We start from the raw sequence: 16,392 nt of genomic DNA, 5'->3' as shown, positions 1-16,392 counted from the left end.
CCTTGATCATTTATTCGACAGCCTTTAACTAAACGGGAAGAACGTTATGACAAACATAAAATCTGGAGAAGTCAGAAATGAAAAATTGACCAGATCAGGAGGACGCCTGCCTGTGGCAGGCGTCCTCCTCGGCAGTCTCCTGTTAACCCTTCATCCATCGGCAGCATTCGCTCAGGACAGTGCGGTCGTGCCAGACAAAATGTCGTATGTGCCGTTCGGCCCTTCCATCATGGGCATCGACAAAGATCCGTCTAAGGCCACGTCAACCACGGGCGACTCTGCAACACTCTATCAACGGAGAATGAGTATGCCCTGGTCCAAAGAGGCATTTCATGATGAGGGACCGGCCCATTGGGTCGTGGTTGATGGTTATTTTATTGACAAATACGAAGTTTCAAACAGCAACTATGCAGAGTTCATGAAGACCAAGGGGCATCCCGGACCAGCCTATTGGGACGACCCGCGATTGAACAAACCCAACCAGCCGGTGGTTGGAGTGAATTGGTTTGATGCCAAGGCCTATTGCGAATTCAAAGGCAAGCGACTCCCGACAGAAGCCGAATGGGAGCGAGCCGCTCGAGGCCCTGAGGGATTGAAATACCCGTGGGGTAACGAGTTCGATGCAGCAAAAGCCAACTTTGGCAAAAATCATGCTGCCACCCTGCCGATTGACTCCATGCCGGAAGCGGCAAGCCCGTACGGCCTTCACCATATGGCTGGGAATGTTTTTGAATGGGTGGAAGACTGGTATGACCCGGATTTTTACAGGAAGACTCCCCATTCGGTGAACACCATGGGGCCACTTAAACCCATCTGGATCGGCGGAACCGGCACATATGTGGATCGCCTGACCGTCGGTGAGAAGCGGGTCATTCGGGGTGGATCATGGATTGCCGCACAATCCAGCATCACCACCACACATCGGTTTTGGAATCATCCATCCAATAACAGCTACGGGGTAGGACTGGGATTCCGATGCGCAAAATCCGCTTCCACGGTAGTCAATGACAAAGTACGAACGGCTACGATTGACGCCATGAAGAGAATGGGACAAGAAAAATGGCAGGAGGCCAAGACACAAATTGCCACCGCCCTTGAACTCGATCCTCATAATACAGAACTTCAACAGATGCAGGCGATCGTTCAAGACAATATTCGGTAGGAACATTCCCATGAGGGTCAATCAAGCAAGGAATATAATAGTAATGAACATGCGAGTGGCCTCCTCTTATCTGGCAGGAATCCTCTTCCTCTCCTGCATTCCCATGATCCAGGGTGGAACTCCGGTCTACGGAGTTCCCCCAGTGGCGGCACAGGAGCAGGAAGGGAGCCGGGGCCTTATTTACCAAGCCTCCCAGGCCACCGAACACGCCTGGGAGGAGTTTCATGCTGCGGCCATCGGAGGAACCCTGGCTTCACCAGCAGTTCAGTCCAGCATTGAACGACAGTTACACGAAGCCCGCGCGTTGTTGATGGAGGCCAGAAAGGCTGAGCGGGACAACCAATTTGATGCCGTAAACACTCTCACACTAAAGATCATGCAGATCACTCAGAACATTGTTCAGGCAAGTCGGGAGAAGAAACAATGAAGATGTGGTGTTTAATGATAATCGCACTCATGCTGACAGTTACCCCACCGACTGCCACGGCAGCGGAAGCGACCACGATAGAAAAGGACCCGGTCGAAATGATGACTATTCCGGCCGGTCCGTTCATACGAGGAAGCGCCCCAGGAGAGGGTCGCCTCGACGAACAGCCTCGCCGCAAGATTTACCTCAATGCCTTTGCCATCGATACGTATGAAGTGAGCAATGCGCATTACATGAAATTCCTGGATGAAACGTTACATAAACCGCCAATGAATGTGTTCGCCGAACGCCCGTTCAACAAGGAAGAGGGCATTGCGGAACTCCCAGTCGTCCAGGTCACCTGGCATGATGCCGTCGATTATTGCTTTTGGGCCGGAAAGCGTCTGCCGACCGAAGCCGAATGGGAGAAAGCGGCTCGAGGAAACGATGGTCGTCTCTACCCCTGGGGGGACCAAGCACCTACTCCGAAACAAGCCAATTTTGAAAGAGACTGGGAAGAGAAAAAGACCTTTGTCGAAGTGACGGCCCTTCCGGAAGGCCAATCACCATACGGACTCCGAAACCTTGCCGGCAATGTCCGTGAATGGGTGCAGGACTGGTATGCCTCCGAATACTATGCCAGCGCTCCGGACAAAAATCCCAAAGGCCCGGAGACCGGAATTTTAAAAGTTCTCCGTGGAGGATCGTGGAAAAGTTTTGATACTGATTTGAGAGCCACCTCCCGAGGCAAGGGTGGATTTGCACTAAAAACTCATGGCATCGGGTTTCGATGTGCGCGGGACATTGGTCCGGGTCAGACCGAGTCAGAAAGCAATACACAGTAATGAATCATAAAGGTGTTGTGATGAAAACGCTCCAAGTCCTCTATTTAACTTCAGCGGTGATCCTCTTGGGCTTTTCTATGTCAGACATCGCTGCTAGCGAAGAAGGCACTCATTCGATCAAAGGCGTTCGACCGGAAATCGTGGCAGACTTCATTTATGCGGTGATCGAATCTGACCGGACCCTGTATACCACCCATATCGTCGACCGCATGCAGGAAACAGGAACGGTCATCGCCTCGGAAACCTGGGAGTCCCGGAACGCTCTGCCCCTTCCGGCTCAAATGCTGCTGCTGTCGGGATCTGCCGTGAAGGAGAAAGGCATCGGCCTTGAGTATCGTCTGGCAAGCCGTCTGCCTATTTACCAAAAAAATGGTCCTGCCTCGGACTTCGAAGAAGCTGGTCTGGCGGCCGTAGAACGTGAGCCGTCTCAACCGGCCACAGGTTACATCACCAAGGGGGAACAAACATATTTCCAGGCGATCTATGCAGACCGGGCAATCTCCAGGGCCTGCGTCACTTGTCATAACACACACCTCCTCAGCCCAAAACGTGATCGGAAACTGGGTGACGTCATGGGAGGAATTATCATCTCCTTTCCGGTTGAATAATGTAGAGGCATAGAACATCATTCGATTCATGGGATATCGACAGGCAGACAATCATGTTGATTTTGAGAACAGAGCCCCTCTTTCCCGCTAGAGGAACCATACTCGCGGTCTTCGCCGTGACTTTTTGTGCGGTGCTGAATCCTGTGCATTCAGGATTCGCTTATGAAGAAATCCCAAATTTCGCTGGGGGGGATCTTAAGGGATCCGTCTTCATGAAGGGAACACTTCATTCACCAAGACGGTACAACCTCGTTCTCTCAGCCGATCCCTATTATTGTGGACGAATTTCTGACGGAAAAGGTTGGCGGTTGTCTCCCATCACCAGACCGGGTCCAAACCACTCCCTGCCTGGTGCCGTGGTTTATCTGGAGAACGTCCCCCGAGGAAAAGCCGCTCCCTCGACACCGGCCATGGTTCAAACCAAAGACTGTATGTTTCTTCCTCATGTCGGCACCGCAAAAGCCGGTCAGGACCTCCATTTTCAAAATTGGGATCCTGTTGAACACAAACTCGAAATTTTTCTAACCTCTGCCACGGGTGGACTTCATCTGTTCGGGCAGACTCTTCCACCGCATCCCGATAATCGTAAGGGTGATTTTCTTTCAGAAGGCAAGACCGGCACCCATCGAGCCGGGACGAAAGTCACGTATGCGGTGGAGAAGACAGGCATTATCCTCTTTCGCTGTAGCTATCATGAATTTATGGAAGGGTGGGGTATTGTACTTCCACATCCCTATGTCACTCAGGCGGGAAAACGAGGTGAATTTTCCATCACTGACATTCCGCCGGGAACCTACAATCTCGTCATCTGGCACCCGATGGGTCAGACCATCACGTCCATTCACATCCTTCCCGGACGCACCCTCAACGTGGACGTGGATGTTTCCTCAACTTCGACAACTGCCTACCCTGAAGATACGCATAAGCCCGATCCTTTTGGCATTGATCTGGTGGGAGATGCTCATATTGTTCCTACGGTGGAATTGCAAGAATGGGATGCCCCCTCTGAAATCATGAGATAGGAGACTGAACATGAAGATGGTCATTGCCGGTGGAACTGGATTTATCGGACGAGAGGTTTGCCGGATGTTGATTGAAGAAGGACATTCCGTCATCATTCTCACCCGCCATGCAGAAAATTACACTGCGTCTGCCACCCCACAACGTCATTTCGTCCAGTGGGATGGAGTCACTCTGGGACCATGGGCGCAGGAATGTGAGGGTGCAGATGTTGTCATCAATCTTTCCGGTGCACCGATTGCCGATTCCCGCTGGACCGACAAGCGGAAGCAAGTGCTCATTGATAGCCGGGTGGAACCGATCCAAGCCTTGCTTCTGGCCATACCGACCTGGAAACACAAACCTCACACCTTTATTTCCGCCTCGGGAATCGGCTTCTATGGAGCCAGGGGTGAAGAAGAGCTGAATGAATCTTCTACGCGTGGTAAGGGCTTTCTTTCAGATCTCTCTCAGGTTTGGGAAAATACGGCCATGGAGGCCGAAGCCTTGGACCTTCGGGTGATTCCAGTCCGATTCGGAATGGTCTTGGGACCGGATGGCGGAGCTCTATCAAAAATGACTGTGCCGTTTCGCGTGTTTCTGGGCGGTCCCGTTCTACCCGGCACTCAATATGTTTCGTGGATCCATCGGAATGATCTTGCTCGCCTTATCCTTTTTATCATCACCCACCCCACTCTCGATGGGACGGTTAACGGCGTCGCTCCGGAAGCAGTGACCATGCAGCACTTTTGTACGACATTGGGAAAAACGATGAATCGTCCCTCCTGGTTGCCGGTTCCTGGATTTGCGTTGAATATCGCTCTGGGAGAGCTCGCGACAATGCTGACAACCGGACAACACGTTCTCCCGCAAAAAGCCCTGGATAGCGGATTTTCATATTCCTTTCCCACCCTACAGAAAGCATTACAATCAATATTGGGCAAAGCATGAACTCAAGGGACGCAGCCGGACTATTCTCATAGAATCTAATGAGCGAACCGATGAATATTAGAGGCAAAAAAACAATCACTTTCGGTCATCTTCTTCATGCTGTGCTTTTCAATTTTTACTGTCGGAGTCGTTCTTTTTTCTGGGAATCCTCTGTTCTGGGAGCATCGCCCTCCCTGGAGAAAGGCAACCTCATTACCTCTGCGAGCGCCATCGGAGAAGATGGAGGGACCGTTGCCCTCGATAACCTCAGGGGGAACATGACGTTAATCAACGTCGTACCATAGTTGAATACGCCGGTGTGCGATGAACAGACACACCGATTCAGCGAACGCAATGGAGGATTGGATCACCTGATGACGTTCGTCACCTTGAGTACGATTGCCTACAACGATCAACAGGAATTTTCTGCTAAGGCGAATATTCATCATATACCATTTTAGCGGACGTTCTTGAATATCGGTTCGGCACACAGACAGGGCTTCTTCTGGAAGACTTGAGCATTCTCCGGCGCGATGCTCATACTGGATGCCAAGGGCAGTATTCGATATGTTGAAACAGTTCCTATGGACCAGTTACCTGATTTTTCCCAGGCCTTGCGGGTGCCCCAAAGCCTGCTGCCCAATGCTTCTTAAGGGGGTGACACGATGACTGAACACATTCTTATTTTTTTCAATTTGTTGGCCATGGCCATTTTGGTGGGCAAGATTGTCTTTCTGTCGTTTGTGACCGCGCCGGTTCTCTCACGGACCCTGGATACCGACACCTTCGCCAAAGTCGTCCGAAGCCTGTTTCCTCAGTATTATGGATTGGGAATGATCAGTGCTGCTGTTGGCTGGACCACCAGCATTGCCCTGGGACTGCTGAATGGATTTGAATCCATCGTCCTGCTTCCCGCCACCATCTGGTTAGGCGTTCTGGCCATTGAGCATTACTGCCGGACACCCCTCATTGCTCAAATCAATGACCTCAGTGACCAATTGAAAGCCAAGCAGGCTAGAGGCCTCACGACCCCGTTACTTCAACAACAACGGGATGGTCTTCACCGCCTTTCCGTCCAACTGAATTCCCTGGTCTTATTCATGGGTTTGTGCCTCATGGGCTTATTCGGCATCTCGCCGTAATTTATAAAAGGAGAATTGAGATATGCGCCTCTATGCACCTTTCAACAATCGCGTAAGCAGATTCATGCTTCCCTGTTTCGTCATGGCTTGGCTCCTGGTTGGCTTATTCGCTCCCGGAAGTCTCGCTTACGAAGAGGCAGATGAAAAACCCCCAACTTCCAGCAACCCCCACGCCAGCCCTCCAGGCGCCAACACACCCGCTCCCTCGGGAATTGTCGGACTTGCCCTGCATATTACAGCGGTTCGAATTGGAGAACCTGCTCGATTGATCATTCGCGCCGTGCATCCGTCCGGACCCGCCGCACGCGCTGGACTGAATCATGGGGAGGAAATTCTGACAGTCGACGGGCTCCCCCTAGCCGGGAAAACCTATCAGGAGGCGGTAGGGCTTATCCGTGGAGAAGTGGGAAGCACCGTCCGACTGGGACTTACCGGCCCGAAAGGTGAACGCACCGTCAGCGTCGTGAGAATTAACGAATCGGTGTTAATGGAGCAAACGCCTCAAGCCATGTAAATGGAGTAAAAGTTGCAGGGCAGGCCATCTCCCCTGGGAAACCGAATCCGAGGGGTTGAATGAAGTTAGGAAGGATTCAGGAACGCCAAACCCTTGGGGAAACTTGTCATGCATAAAAGGCACTCAACGCCGGAGAAGGATTGAGAAACATGCGACATGGGCATGGCGGATCCGTCACCCGTCAGGAAAGGGATTACACACCCCTATGACCACACCACTTATCGACATCGATCACAAACCTCACAAAAAAACGACCCGACCCGACAACAATATGGCTGAGCCCCTTTCTGATCATAAGCCGCGACTTGGGATCAGCCAATGCCTCCTCGGTGATACCGTTCGATACGATGGTGGGCACAAACGTGATGCCTTTCTCACAGATGTCCTAGCCCCGTTCGTCGAATGGCTTCCCGTCTGCCCGGAAGTGGAAGCCGGACTGAGTACTCCGCGAGAAGCCATGCATTTGGCCGGCGATCCTGAGGCTCCACAACTCCTGACCATCCGCTCCCACATTGATCACACCGCCACCCTGCACGACTTTAGTCAGCGCCGGGTTCAGGAGTTACAGGGAAGTGATTTGGATGGGTATATTTTTAAAAAAAGTTCCCCAAGCTGCGGTGTGTATCGGGTCAAGGTCTATACCGATAAAGGTCAACCTTCCAAGCAGGGAACGGGTATCTTTGCCTCCGCATTCCAACACGCATTTCCCCTGCTTCCTGTGGAGGAGGAAGGTCGTTTGAGTGATGCCCCCCTTCGGGAAAACTTTATCGAGCGCATTTTCTGTTATCGAAGGTGGAAAACCTTATTTCAGGAGCATCGAATCAGCCGAGGGGCCATTGTGCAATTCCATACCCGCCACAAATATTTATTGCTCACCCACAGCCGTTCACATTATCACGACCTTGGGCAGCTCATCGCGAAGGCTGGCCATTATACACCTGGGGACCTTGCCAGTCGCTATGGTCCCCTATTTATGGACGCGCTGAAAATCAAGGCCACCGTGCGAAAGCATGTCAATGTCCTCCAGCATCTGGCCGGCTACTTCAAAAAACAACTGAGCACCATTGAACGGGCCGAGTTGCAGGAAACCATTCAGGATTACCACCGGCATCTCACACCCCTGGCTGTTCCTCTGACGCTCATTAAACATTATGTGCGCATCCTGGCTGTTCCCTATTTAATGGATCAGGTTTATCTCAATCCACATCCGAAAGAGCTGATGTTGCGCAATCATGTCTAACATTGCAAACGATTCCCAGAAATTTCGCATTAAATCTGTGGCCAGTACGACAGGACTCAGCGCCCACGTGATTCGGAAATGGGAAGAACGCTACCAATTGGTCCATCCTCAGCGAGCTTCTAACGGCTATCGACTTTTTACTGAAGACGATATTCAATTTCTCCTGTACCTGAAATCACAGGTGGATCATGGTGAGTCCATTGGTCAATTAGCCCAGGCCGGTGAGCACGAACTCCGACAGTTGATGCAGCATGTCCCCCTTGATCTCTCAGGGATACCCTCCACATATTGGAATGACGCACAGGAAATGATTCGATCCGCGCGGCGGCAGGATGTGCAGGGAATCACCACCATGCTTGAAAACTGGATTGATGGTCTGGGGCTCGAACGGGCTTTGACTATCATTATCTTTCCTTTCTTGCGACTGATTGGTGAGCTATGGCATCAGGGAGGAATCAGTTTGAGGGGAGAACAAAGCGTGAGCCGTTTGGTGCGCCAACACCTCATCAACATCATCAGGGAAGAATCTCCTCTTGGAAGACCGCACGCCTTGATTGCCTGCGTGCCTGGAGACTTTCATGAAATCGGTCCGCTCTCAGCTTCGGTGCTCTTACGAAGCATTGGATGGCATAGTATCTATCTCGGGCCCAATGTCTCATTTGAGATGTTGGAAATGGCCTTGCGCCGAAAACACGCACAGCTTATTATTCTTTCCTGCATTATTGAACCGGGTACAGGCACACTACAAACCTGGATTCGTGATATTACTCAACATCTGCAGCCATTGTGTGAGGTGGTGGTGGGCGGACCCGGGTTCACACCCTTTGCCCAACTACTCAGCACCCACAATATTTCCTATTTTGGTCAGATTCAAGAAGTCAAAACGGTTCAACCCCGAACTCACCTTCCTCACATGGCAAAGAACATAAGCTCGTCCTCATTCACCACCTAGTCTATTGAAGGAGTTTGATTTATGGCAGACCTTAAAAAAGCTATTCTTCTTGTCGGACACGGAGGCATCCCTAAAGGATATCCATCGGACCTCATTACCAAATTGAAACGCCTTGAAGCCCAGCGGAGAGCAGCCGGCACTCCCATGTCACCTGAAGAATTAGAATTGGATAACAAGGTTCGTACTTGGCCACGGACCCCTGAGACCGATCCTTACCAGGCCGGCCTCGAATCCCTTGGGGCTGCCATGAAGCCACTCTTGAACGGATCGTTGTTTGGCTTGGCCTATAATGAGTTCTGCGGACCGACCCTCGCCGAAGCAGTGGAATCCCTCATTCGAGAGGGAGCAGAGACTATTACCGTAGTTTCGACCATGTTTACTCCGGGAGGATCGCATTCCGAAAGTGAAATCCCTGAAGAACTGGAGGAACTTAGAAAGAAACATCCGAAGGTGACTCTCATCTATGCCTGGCCGTTCAACCTGGAGAAGGTCTCAAGAATGCTGATGGAGCATATCCAACAATTTTGATAGGCTTAATAAGGTTTTTCATCCACCGTTCAATACGCGTAGAGAGGTAGACACAAGCGCATGGCACCCAAAGGGCAAAGCCCCTTGACCAGAAAGCGAAAGCCACCGTCCAGGCCCCCAAAACTGGATACCATCCATCATGTGGCGATTCCAGTCCCGAACGTGGCCAAAGCGGTCGAATGGTATACCTCCCGCTTCAACTGTTGCGTGGACTACATCGATGAATCCTGGGCGCTTCTGGCCTTCGCCAATACCAAACTGGCCCTTGTTCTGCCTCGGGACCATCCTTCTCATTTTGCGCTCAGCCGTCCAGATGCCAACAAATTTGGAGATCTCATCACCCACCGGGACGGACTCAATTCAGTCTATATCACCGATCCCTTCGGCAATTCAATTGAAGTGATGGAAGAGTCATAATTTGCACGACTTTCCGAACATCAGGCATATACCTTTTTCCTTTCTCGGCCTCAACCAACATATTTCTCCCATGAATGCTGATGTGCCCTTTTCGGAGCAGGTCTTGCCGGACTTTCCTGCGCGAAAACATTAGCGGATTATGGGATAAACTTTTTACTGCTTGAAGCATCAGAAGACGTAGGGGGGGAGGATTCGCACAGATCACGTTGATGGTTTCCTTCTAGACCGGGGTTTCCAGGTCTTTTCCACTGCGTATCCTGAGGCCAAACGCATATTGAATTACCCTGCCCTCGAGCTCCATCAATTTTTCCCAGGTGCAGTGATTCGGTGTCTTGGTAAATGGCATCGGATGCCGGATCCCTTCTGACATCCTTTTCAGGGAATTCAAGCGCTCTTCACTCCTATCGGCACCCTTTCAGACAAAATCCGGGTAACAACATTTCGCCATCGGGCAAATACAGGAAGCTTGAACGATTTATTTCAAAGGCCCGAAACCTCAACACTCCAACACCTTAAAAATTTCGGATTTTCTTACTCCATAATCGAACGATTTTTTCGACCATTCCTTGGTGGCGTATTTTTGGATTCGGATTTACAGACTTCCAGTCGTATGGCGGAATTTGCTTTTCGGATATTTGCGTCTGGAGACATTTCACTTCCCGCCGGAGGGATGGGAGCCATTCCCCGACAATTGGTATCCCGTCTTCCGGCAGGGCGAATTCGCACTCAAGCCAGGGTCACATTCATGCAAAAGACTTCGGTAACCTTGGAATCAGGGGAGCCTCTATCCGCTCGCGCCATTGTCGTGGCCACCGACGGACCAGCCGCAACCAGGCTTGTTCCCGGACTCAATCCAGCTCCCTATCGCCATGTAACATGTCTCTACTATGCTACCTCTGAGCCGCCTTTTTCAGGGCCGTTTCTGTTATTGAACGGAGAGGGAGTCGGTCCAATTAACAATCTTTGTGTCCTCACTCAAATCGCCCCGACCTATTCCACGTCCAACAAACAATTGATCTCCGTTTCAGTGTTAAACCATGCTGATCCTTCCATAGGAGACCTTGCCACCCGGGTTCGCCAACAATTGCGTGAATGGTTTGGCTCACAAGTCGAAGGCTGGCAACCAATTCGAGCCTATTCCATCACCGCCGCCCAACCTGCCCAGGTTCCACCATTTCCTAACCCGTTCTCTCGTCAGACACATATTCAGGATGGAGTCGTTGTTTGTGGGGATTTTTCTGCCACCGGGACTATGGATGGAGCCCTTTTTCCAGTCGTCGTGCGGCAGAAAAGATTCGAAAATGGCTAGAGACCTGATATCCGGCATCCTCCCCGTTTTCTAGAATTCCCCGACCCAACAACACTTCAATCTCCATAGTCGTCATTGAGACGGTCTACCTTCCGACATGCGCACGCAAGTCTTGAGCGGCCTTTCGTTGTCGAAGGTTTTTCATTTTTCTTTGACCTCCCCTAGACCCCAGGGTGTACATTGAAAAAGAAGCTATATTTAGAGAACCATAGGAAGGGCACTTCTCCCATGGAACAAATTACCCCCAATTTTTCAGATTCGGAGATTCATATACTTGAATGCGGCCTAGGATGGATCAAGGAAAGTGAAGATGCATTTGCCGACAAGCTGTTCCATCGCTTGTTGCGAGAGCATCCTGAGATCGCCACTTCTCTCCAAACAATGGGGCTACAACCATTCAGCAGGCGCATCGTCCAGATCCTCGATACGATCATCAAGGAAATCCGCTTAAGCGGAAAAATTCGGTCACCCATCAGAGAACAATGGGCAGATCTGGCACCCACAACGGTAAGCCACCTGCAACCTCATCACCTGCTCAGGATGGCGGAGACCTATTTAGACATTTTTTCTGAATTGGCAGAAGATGCCTGGAGCCCTGCCATGGAATCTGCCTGGAGAAAAATCATTCACCAGGTGAGCATCAGTTTGTGGGGGCACCAACCTGAATCCCTTTCCTCTTTAGCACTTTCATCGGCCTTTCCATTCATCAACAGGAGAAATAATCGTATGAGCCAACCATTTGCACTTTTTTGGGGAGCCTTCATAATTTTGGCGGGGAGCATCGCCTCTATCGGCCTGTGGAGTCGTTATCGCCTCGCAGAAGTAAAGCTGTCAAAGAAGCCAGGGCTAAAAAAAGTTTGGTGCTGATTACCCACTGATGTGATGAGACTCTTCCAAAACGAGGCGAGCCATGAATTAGGAACATTGAGATTTAATGATTCAGCGAACAGGAGCAACATGAAACAGCCTAGGTATCAACACCGAATGATTTCAATCCTGCCAATCCCTGGAATTCTGATTGTAGCGGCGTTCTTAGCCATGATTGACATCCCCCTAGCGGTGAGCCAACCGGTGACGATTCCCATTGCTTCCATCAAGGGAAACATCGCGATGGATGCGGCAAATCCAATTTGGGAGTCCGTCCCCGGAGTTGTCGTTCCATTGAGCGGTCAGACCATTACCACCCCCATGCACCCGAATATTTCGGTTAAGACCGTGATGGTGAAGATGGCCACCAACGGACAAGACGTTGGCGTCTGGGCAAACTGGGGTGATCAGACCATTAACAATACCACTATCGGGCCTCAAGATTTTCGGGATCAAATGGCCATCCAGTTTCCGGTTCAGGATGCCGGAGCTCCCCCATTTCAATGCATGGGGCAATCAGGGGGAACCGTGAATATTTGGCGATGGAACGCTGAATGGCAAAAAGACCTAGGCATGGGAGTGGCCGGCATGTGGGACGTGGACCAACAATACCCGGCCATTGCCTGGGATTATTATTATGAGGAGCCCTCAGGAGGGGTCACCTATACGAATCGAACCGGACGAAGCGCTGGGCCTTTTAATGAGGGCATCTGGTCAGGCAATATCATGTCAGATCCCTCCCTCCGGATCAGTTCTGTAGAAGATCTCAACGCCAATGGCTTTAGCACTCTCACCACCCAGTCAGCACAAAACGTACTGGGCAACGGATTATGGGAACCTTATGGCGCCCTTAAAGGAGGTTGTTGTAATGGACCGACGTGGCGCGTCGTCATGAAACGAGCCCTGACGACTGATGATCCCAATGATGTCCAGTTTATTGCTGGTTCAAGCTTTCCAGTGGCCTTTGCCGTGTGGGACGGCTCGAATGTAGAGCGTAATGGCATGAAAGGTATTTCGACCTGGTTTACGGCTCAAATGCCAAATTAGCGGAATATTGCAATAAACTCTTCAGGAGTGCCAAATCTCACCAAGGCCCTAGAGTCCAAGGGAAAGTATTGTGAGGGTTTAGCGGATAGGCATCTGAAGAACTTTGTGTTTCCACGCCATTCGGGGCATGAAAATTTGAGAATACAAACTGCGCCTATCAGGTGCCCATGAGACCGCGGAAATGGACCTTGCTTTCAACCTCAGCATTTCAAGTGTGGAGCTCTCCCTCAATTCAGTATAAATTACTCCACGCCACGAGGAATAATTCCTTCCGCTAAAGCCTGGGTACCTTTGCCTGGGTACCTTTTTTAGGGCTTGAGATGGAAACTGTTCTCATTCCTATCCCCCTTCTGTGCCATATGACCTATCGGACTCATTCCCCTATGGTTACAATTAAAAAACAACATCATAGACCATTCGCTCATGTGAAGGGGGATTAAATTAATGATCCAAATTTCGTACATCAGTACCGCCACGAAACCGATGTCACAAGAGGATTTGGAACAGATTCTAAGGAGCAGCCGTGAAAACAATGCACGATTAGGCATAACCGGAATGTTGCTGTATGGAAACAATACCTTCATCCAAATACTGGAAGGGGAAGAGCAGGCTGTACATGAATTGATTGCGAGAATCAAAAAAGATCCTCGCCACACCGACTTTCAAGTGCTGAAGAAAAAAACCGTGGATCGTCGCGAGTATGCCGACTGGAGCATGGGATTTAAAAGGGTATCCGGAGAAGAATTTCAGGCCGTGAAAGGCCTCGAAAACCTCGTTGAGAAGGATTTCAATACGACTTTTTTGGGAAGCCACGAGAGTATTGTGGATTCCCTGATGGAGCATTTCCGCAAAGACCGGCTCAAAAAAATCGGGCAGGAAGAATTATCCCTCGATCAAGAAGATCGTCTCATACAAGTTCTCCACCAGACCATACGGGCAGCCGTAAAAGTCCTGGCAGTCTTGATGGTGTTTACCATTTTGTGGGGAGTCGTTGATGTGGTGTACCTCATTTATCAAAAACTCATATTGCCGAGTTTCACGACATTTACCATTAGGGATATCGTCACCACATTTGGAGCATTTCTAGCCGTTCTCATTGCCATAGAAATTTTCATTAACATTACGCTGTATATACGCAAAGACGTCATTCACATTAAAATGGTCATAGCTACAGCTTTAATGGCCATAGCCCGAAAGGTGATCATTTTCGATTTCAAAGAAATCACACCTCCCTATATTTTTGCAACTGCTGCGGTGGTGCTGGCGCTAGGCATTACCTACTGGCTCATTGAAAGACGGTTTACCTGGGGAGAACCAGATAATCTGTAATACAACGAATGTTGGGTTGCCCCCTCCATCGGAATTCAACCCAATACCATCCTTTGGCTGAATCAGGATTTAGCCAAATGGTAATCACGGAATTTTTTCTTTTAGTTAGTGTGGAGCATTGAATTTTCGGCTTTGAATTGTGCCAAAGGCATAGCATGACAACAAACAACTCCCCAGTCGTGGTCTGGTTTCGCCAGGATTTACGCATCAAGGACAACCCGGCATTGTTGGCGGCCCATAAAACAGGGCACCCTATCCTCCTACTATTTATTCTTGATGAGGAAAATAGCGGAGAATGGAAGTTAGGCGCTGCCAGCCGCTGGTGGCTGCATGAAAGTCTCAAGGTGCTGAACGTAACATTCGAGGGCAATCTGTGCTTCAAGAAAGGACCGGCTCAAAAGGTCCTGATGGACGTCATCAAAGAGGCAGGAGCAGCGGCAATTTATTGGAACCGATGTTACGAACCCTGGCGAATCCCCAGGGATGCACACATACAAGAAACATTGCAGACCGAAGGAATCGAGGTTCACACCTGTAACGGCTCCCTGCTTTTTGAACCCCAGACAGCGCTCAAAAGCGACGGCACTCCGTATAAGGTGTTCACTCCCTTTTATCAAAATGGATGTCTCAGAAATGGCAATGAACCCCGACAACCCCTAAAAGACCCAAAAAATTTAAGGCTTTCCACATACAAAGGTGTGGCACTGAAAGATCTGGACCTGCTGCCAAATATTCCCTGGCACAAAAAACTTGCCAAACATTGGGAGCCCGGAGAAGCCGGGGCACAGGCTCGACTGAAAGCGTTTCTCAAAAGCGGCCTCAAACACTACAAAGAAGGCCGAAACTATCCCTCCAGAAACAATGTCTCGCGGTTATCGCCGCATCTGCATTTCGGAGAAATCTCACCGAATGCGGTGTGGCATGCCGCCAAACAACACATGGGCGCTGAAGGATGGCGGAAGGAGGGGGAGACGTTTTTAAGTGAACTGGGCTGGCGGGAATTTTCTCACAGTCTGCTCTTTCACTTCCCGGAGCTCCCCCGAAAAAATCTGCAAAAGAAATTTAATACCTTTCCCTGGCGTAAAGATCTAAAAGCCCTGAAAAGATGGCAACAAGGTCAAACCGGCTACCCCATCGTGGATGCCGGCATGCGTGAACTGTGGGGAACCGGTTACATGCATAACCGCATTCGCATGATTGTCGGATCCTTTCTGGTTAAAAACCTCATGTTGCACTGGCACCTTGGGGAAGACTGGTTTTGGGATACATTGGTCGATGCCGATCTTGCCAACAACAGTGCCAGCTGGCAATGGATTGCAGGCTGTGGGGCCGATGCGGCACCCTATTTTAGAATTTTCAACCCCGTCACGCAGGGAAAAAAGTTCGATGAAGATGGCGAGTATGTTCGACGGTTCATCCCCGAGTTAAAAAAGATGCCGATGAAATACCTGCATAATCCTTGGGAAGCACCCGAAAAAGTGTTGGCAGAAGCGGGGGTGCTACTCGGAGAGAATTATCCCCTGCCGATCGTCAAACTCAGCGATTCCCGTGAGCGAGCGCTGGAGGCATTTTCGGGATTGACCTAAGCATCGCAAATGCCCCATACAACTCGGTCGCAATTGGATACGGGGACTTCCCTTGTTCTCAAGAGTCATTCATGAGATCTGAAAAACAAATCCTGCTTTGAACCCGAAGACACAGCCACGCCCGCATTCCACGAAGCCGTACCCACTGAGGGTCTATTATGACGGCGAATGCCCGATTTGTCGTCGAGAGATCGATCTGATGAAAATGTTCAATCGAAAAGCCCATCTTCATTTCATTGATCTTTCAAATTCGTCTTAACATGCCACAGACCATGGACTGAGCCAATGTAATTTGGAGAAAGTGATCCATGCCCGCTGGTCGGATGGAACCCTCATTACAGGTGTCGAGGTGTTCAGGAAAATGTGGGAGGGAGTTGGGCTAGGCTTTCTTGCTCGGTGTAGCCGAAGACCAATCTTCAATAAACTCTTGGTGAACACATATACCTGGTTTGCCAAAAATCGATTGCGACTGACTGGCCGTGCCTAATAGTATTCATCTAGGAAGAAAATT

17 protein-coding genes and 2 pseudogenes are annotated in these 16,392 nt (G+C 50.3%); 18 read left to right on the top strand and 1 reads right to left on the bottom strand.

What is annotated here, in order from left to right; translation table 11 throughout:
• Positions 1 to 46 precede the first annotated feature (46 nt).
• From PJI16_10880 to PJI16_10855, 6 genes are read left to right on the top strand one after another with little or no spacing between them, the layout of a single operon-like run.
• Positions 47 to 1,162, top strand: coding sequence for an SUMF1/EgtB/PvdO family nonheme iron enzyme (locus PJI16_10880; GenBank protein MDT3778060.1), 1,116 nt, complete (start codon positions 47 to 49; stop codon positions 1,160 to 1,162).
• A 43-nt stretch (positions 1,163 to 1,205) separates the two neighbouring features.
• Positions 1,206 to 1,589, top strand: coding sequence for a hypothetical protein (locus tag PJI16_10875; GenBank protein MDT3778059.1), 384 nt, complete (start codon positions 1,206 to 1,208; stop codon positions 1,587 to 1,589).
• Complete coding sequence (locus PJI16_10870) at positions 1,586 to 2,413, top strand: SUMF1/EgtB/PvdO family nonheme iron enzyme (protein MDT3778058.1); 828 nt, start codon at positions 1,586 to 1,588, stop codon at positions 2,411 to 2,413. Before PJI16_10875 ends, PJI16_10870 begins: the two co-directional genes overlap by 4 nt.
• 20 nt (positions 2,414 to 2,433) lie before the next feature.
• Complete coding sequence (locus tag PJI16_10865; protein MDT3778057.1) at positions 2,434 to 3,021, top strand: DUF3365 domain-containing protein; 588 nt, start codon at positions 2,434 to 2,436, stop codon at positions 3,019 to 3,021.
• Positions 3,022 to 3,074: 53 nt separating this feature from the next.
• Positions 3,075 to 4,043: a hypothetical protein gene (locus PJI16_10860; protein ID MDT3778056.1), complete on the top strand. Its 969-nt coding sequence runs from the start codon at positions 3,075 to 3,077 to the stop codon at positions 4,041 to 4,043.
• Between the two features lie 10 nt (positions 4,044 to 4,053).
• Complete coding sequence (locus PJI16_10855) at positions 4,054 to 4,971, top strand: TIGR01777 family oxidoreductase (GenBank protein MDT3778055.1); 918 nt, start codon at positions 4,054 to 4,056, stop codon at positions 4,969 to 4,971.
• A gap of 263 nt (positions 4,972 to 5,234) precedes the next feature.
• Here the strand turns inward: PJI16_10855 and PJI16_10850 are convergent, their stop codons facing one another.
• A complete protein-coding gene (locus PJI16_10850) occupies positions 5,235 to 5,441 on the bottom strand; it encodes a hypothetical protein (GenBank protein ID MDT3778054.1) in 207 nt (68 codons plus the stop codon).
• A 174-nt stretch (positions 5,442 to 5,615) separates the two neighbouring features.
• On the opposite strand from PJI16_10850, the gene PJI16_10845 reads away from it, so the two are divergent.
• The 12 genes and pseudogenes from PJI16_10845 (at position 5,616) to PJI16_10790 (ending at position 15,881) form a co-directional block, all read left to right on the top strand.
• Positions 5,616 to 6,092, top strand: a complete 477-nt coding sequence (locus PJI16_10845) for a DUF4149 domain-containing protein (protein ID MDT3778053.1) — start codon at positions 5,616 to 5,618, stop codon at positions 6,090 to 6,092.
• Between the two features lie 22 nt (positions 6,093 to 6,114).
• A complete protein-coding gene (locus tag PJI16_10840) occupies positions 6,115 to 6,606 on the top strand; it encodes a PDZ domain-containing protein (GenBank protein ID MDT3778052.1) in 492 nt (163 codons plus the stop codon).
• 271 nt (positions 6,607 to 6,877) lie between these two features.
• Complete coding sequence (locus tag PJI16_10835; GenBank protein ID MDT3778051.1) at positions 6,878 to 7,846, top strand: DUF523 and DUF1722 domain-containing protein; 969 nt, start codon at positions 6,878 to 6,880, stop codon at positions 7,844 to 7,846.
• Positions 7,839 to 8,798 carry a MerR family transcriptional regulator gene (locus tag PJI16_10830; GenBank protein ID MDT3778050.1) on the top strand — a complete coding sequence of 320 codons (960 nt, stop codon included), beginning with the start codon at positions 7,839 to 7,841 and terminating at the stop codon, positions 8,796 to 8,798. The genes PJI16_10835 and PJI16_10830 overlap by 8 nt, the downstream gene beginning before the upstream one ends.
• A 21-nt stretch (positions 8,799 to 8,819) precedes the next feature.
• Entirely contained in the window at positions 8,820 to 9,326 is a 507-nt protein-coding gene (locus PJI16_10825; protein ID MDT3778049.1) for a CbiX/SirB N-terminal domain-containing protein, read from the top strand.
• Between the two features lie 60 nt (positions 9,327 to 9,386).
• Complete coding sequence (locus PJI16_10820) at positions 9,387 to 9,743, top strand: VOC family protein (GenBank protein MDT3778048.1); 357 nt, start codon at positions 9,387 to 9,389, stop codon at positions 9,741 to 9,743.
• Between the two features lie 105 nt (positions 9,744 to 9,848).
• A pseudogene (locus tag PJI16_10815) lies at positions 9,849 to 9,953 on the top strand (FAD-dependent oxidoreductase).
• Positions 9,934 to 11,052 (top strand): annotated as a pseudogene (locus PJI16_10810) (FAD-dependent oxidoreductase). The pseudogenes PJI16_10815 and PJI16_10810 overlap by 20 nt, the downstream one beginning before the upstream one ends.
• 228 nt (positions 11,053 to 11,280) lie before the next feature.
• Complete coding sequence (locus PJI16_10805; protein ID MDT3778047.1) at positions 11,281 to 11,919, top strand: globin; 639 nt, start codon at positions 11,281 to 11,283, stop codon at positions 11,917 to 11,919.
• 90 nt (positions 11,920 to 12,009) lie between these two features.
• Positions 12,010 to 12,966 (top strand): ethylbenzene dehydrogenase-related protein, encoded by a 957-nt coding sequence (locus PJI16_10800; protein ID MDT3778046.1) that lies wholly within the window; start codon positions 12,010 to 12,012, stop codon positions 12,964 to 12,966.
• Between the two features lie 444 nt (positions 12,967 to 13,410).
• On the top strand, positions 13,411 to 14,295 hold the full coding sequence (locus PJI16_10795) for a BLUF domain-containing protein (GenBank protein ID MDT3778045.1): 885 nt from the start codon (positions 13,411 to 13,413) through the stop codon (positions 14,293 to 14,295).
• Positions 14,296 to 14,450: 155 nt separating this feature from the next.
• Positions 14,451 to 15,881 carry a deoxyribodipyrimidine photo-lyase gene (locus PJI16_10790; GenBank protein MDT3778044.1) on the top strand — a complete coding sequence of 477 codons (1,431 nt, stop codon included), beginning with the start codon at positions 14,451 to 14,453 and terminating at the stop codon, positions 15,879 to 15,881.
• The last annotated feature ends 511 nt before the right edge of the window (positions 15,882 to 16,392 follow it).

Source organism: Nitrospira sp. MA-1, assembly GCA_032139905.1.
Taxonomy (GTDB): Bacteria; Nitrospirota; Nitrospiria; order Nitrospirales; family UBA8639; genus Nitrospira_E.
This window is presented reverse-complemented; position numbering and strand designations above follow the sequence as displayed.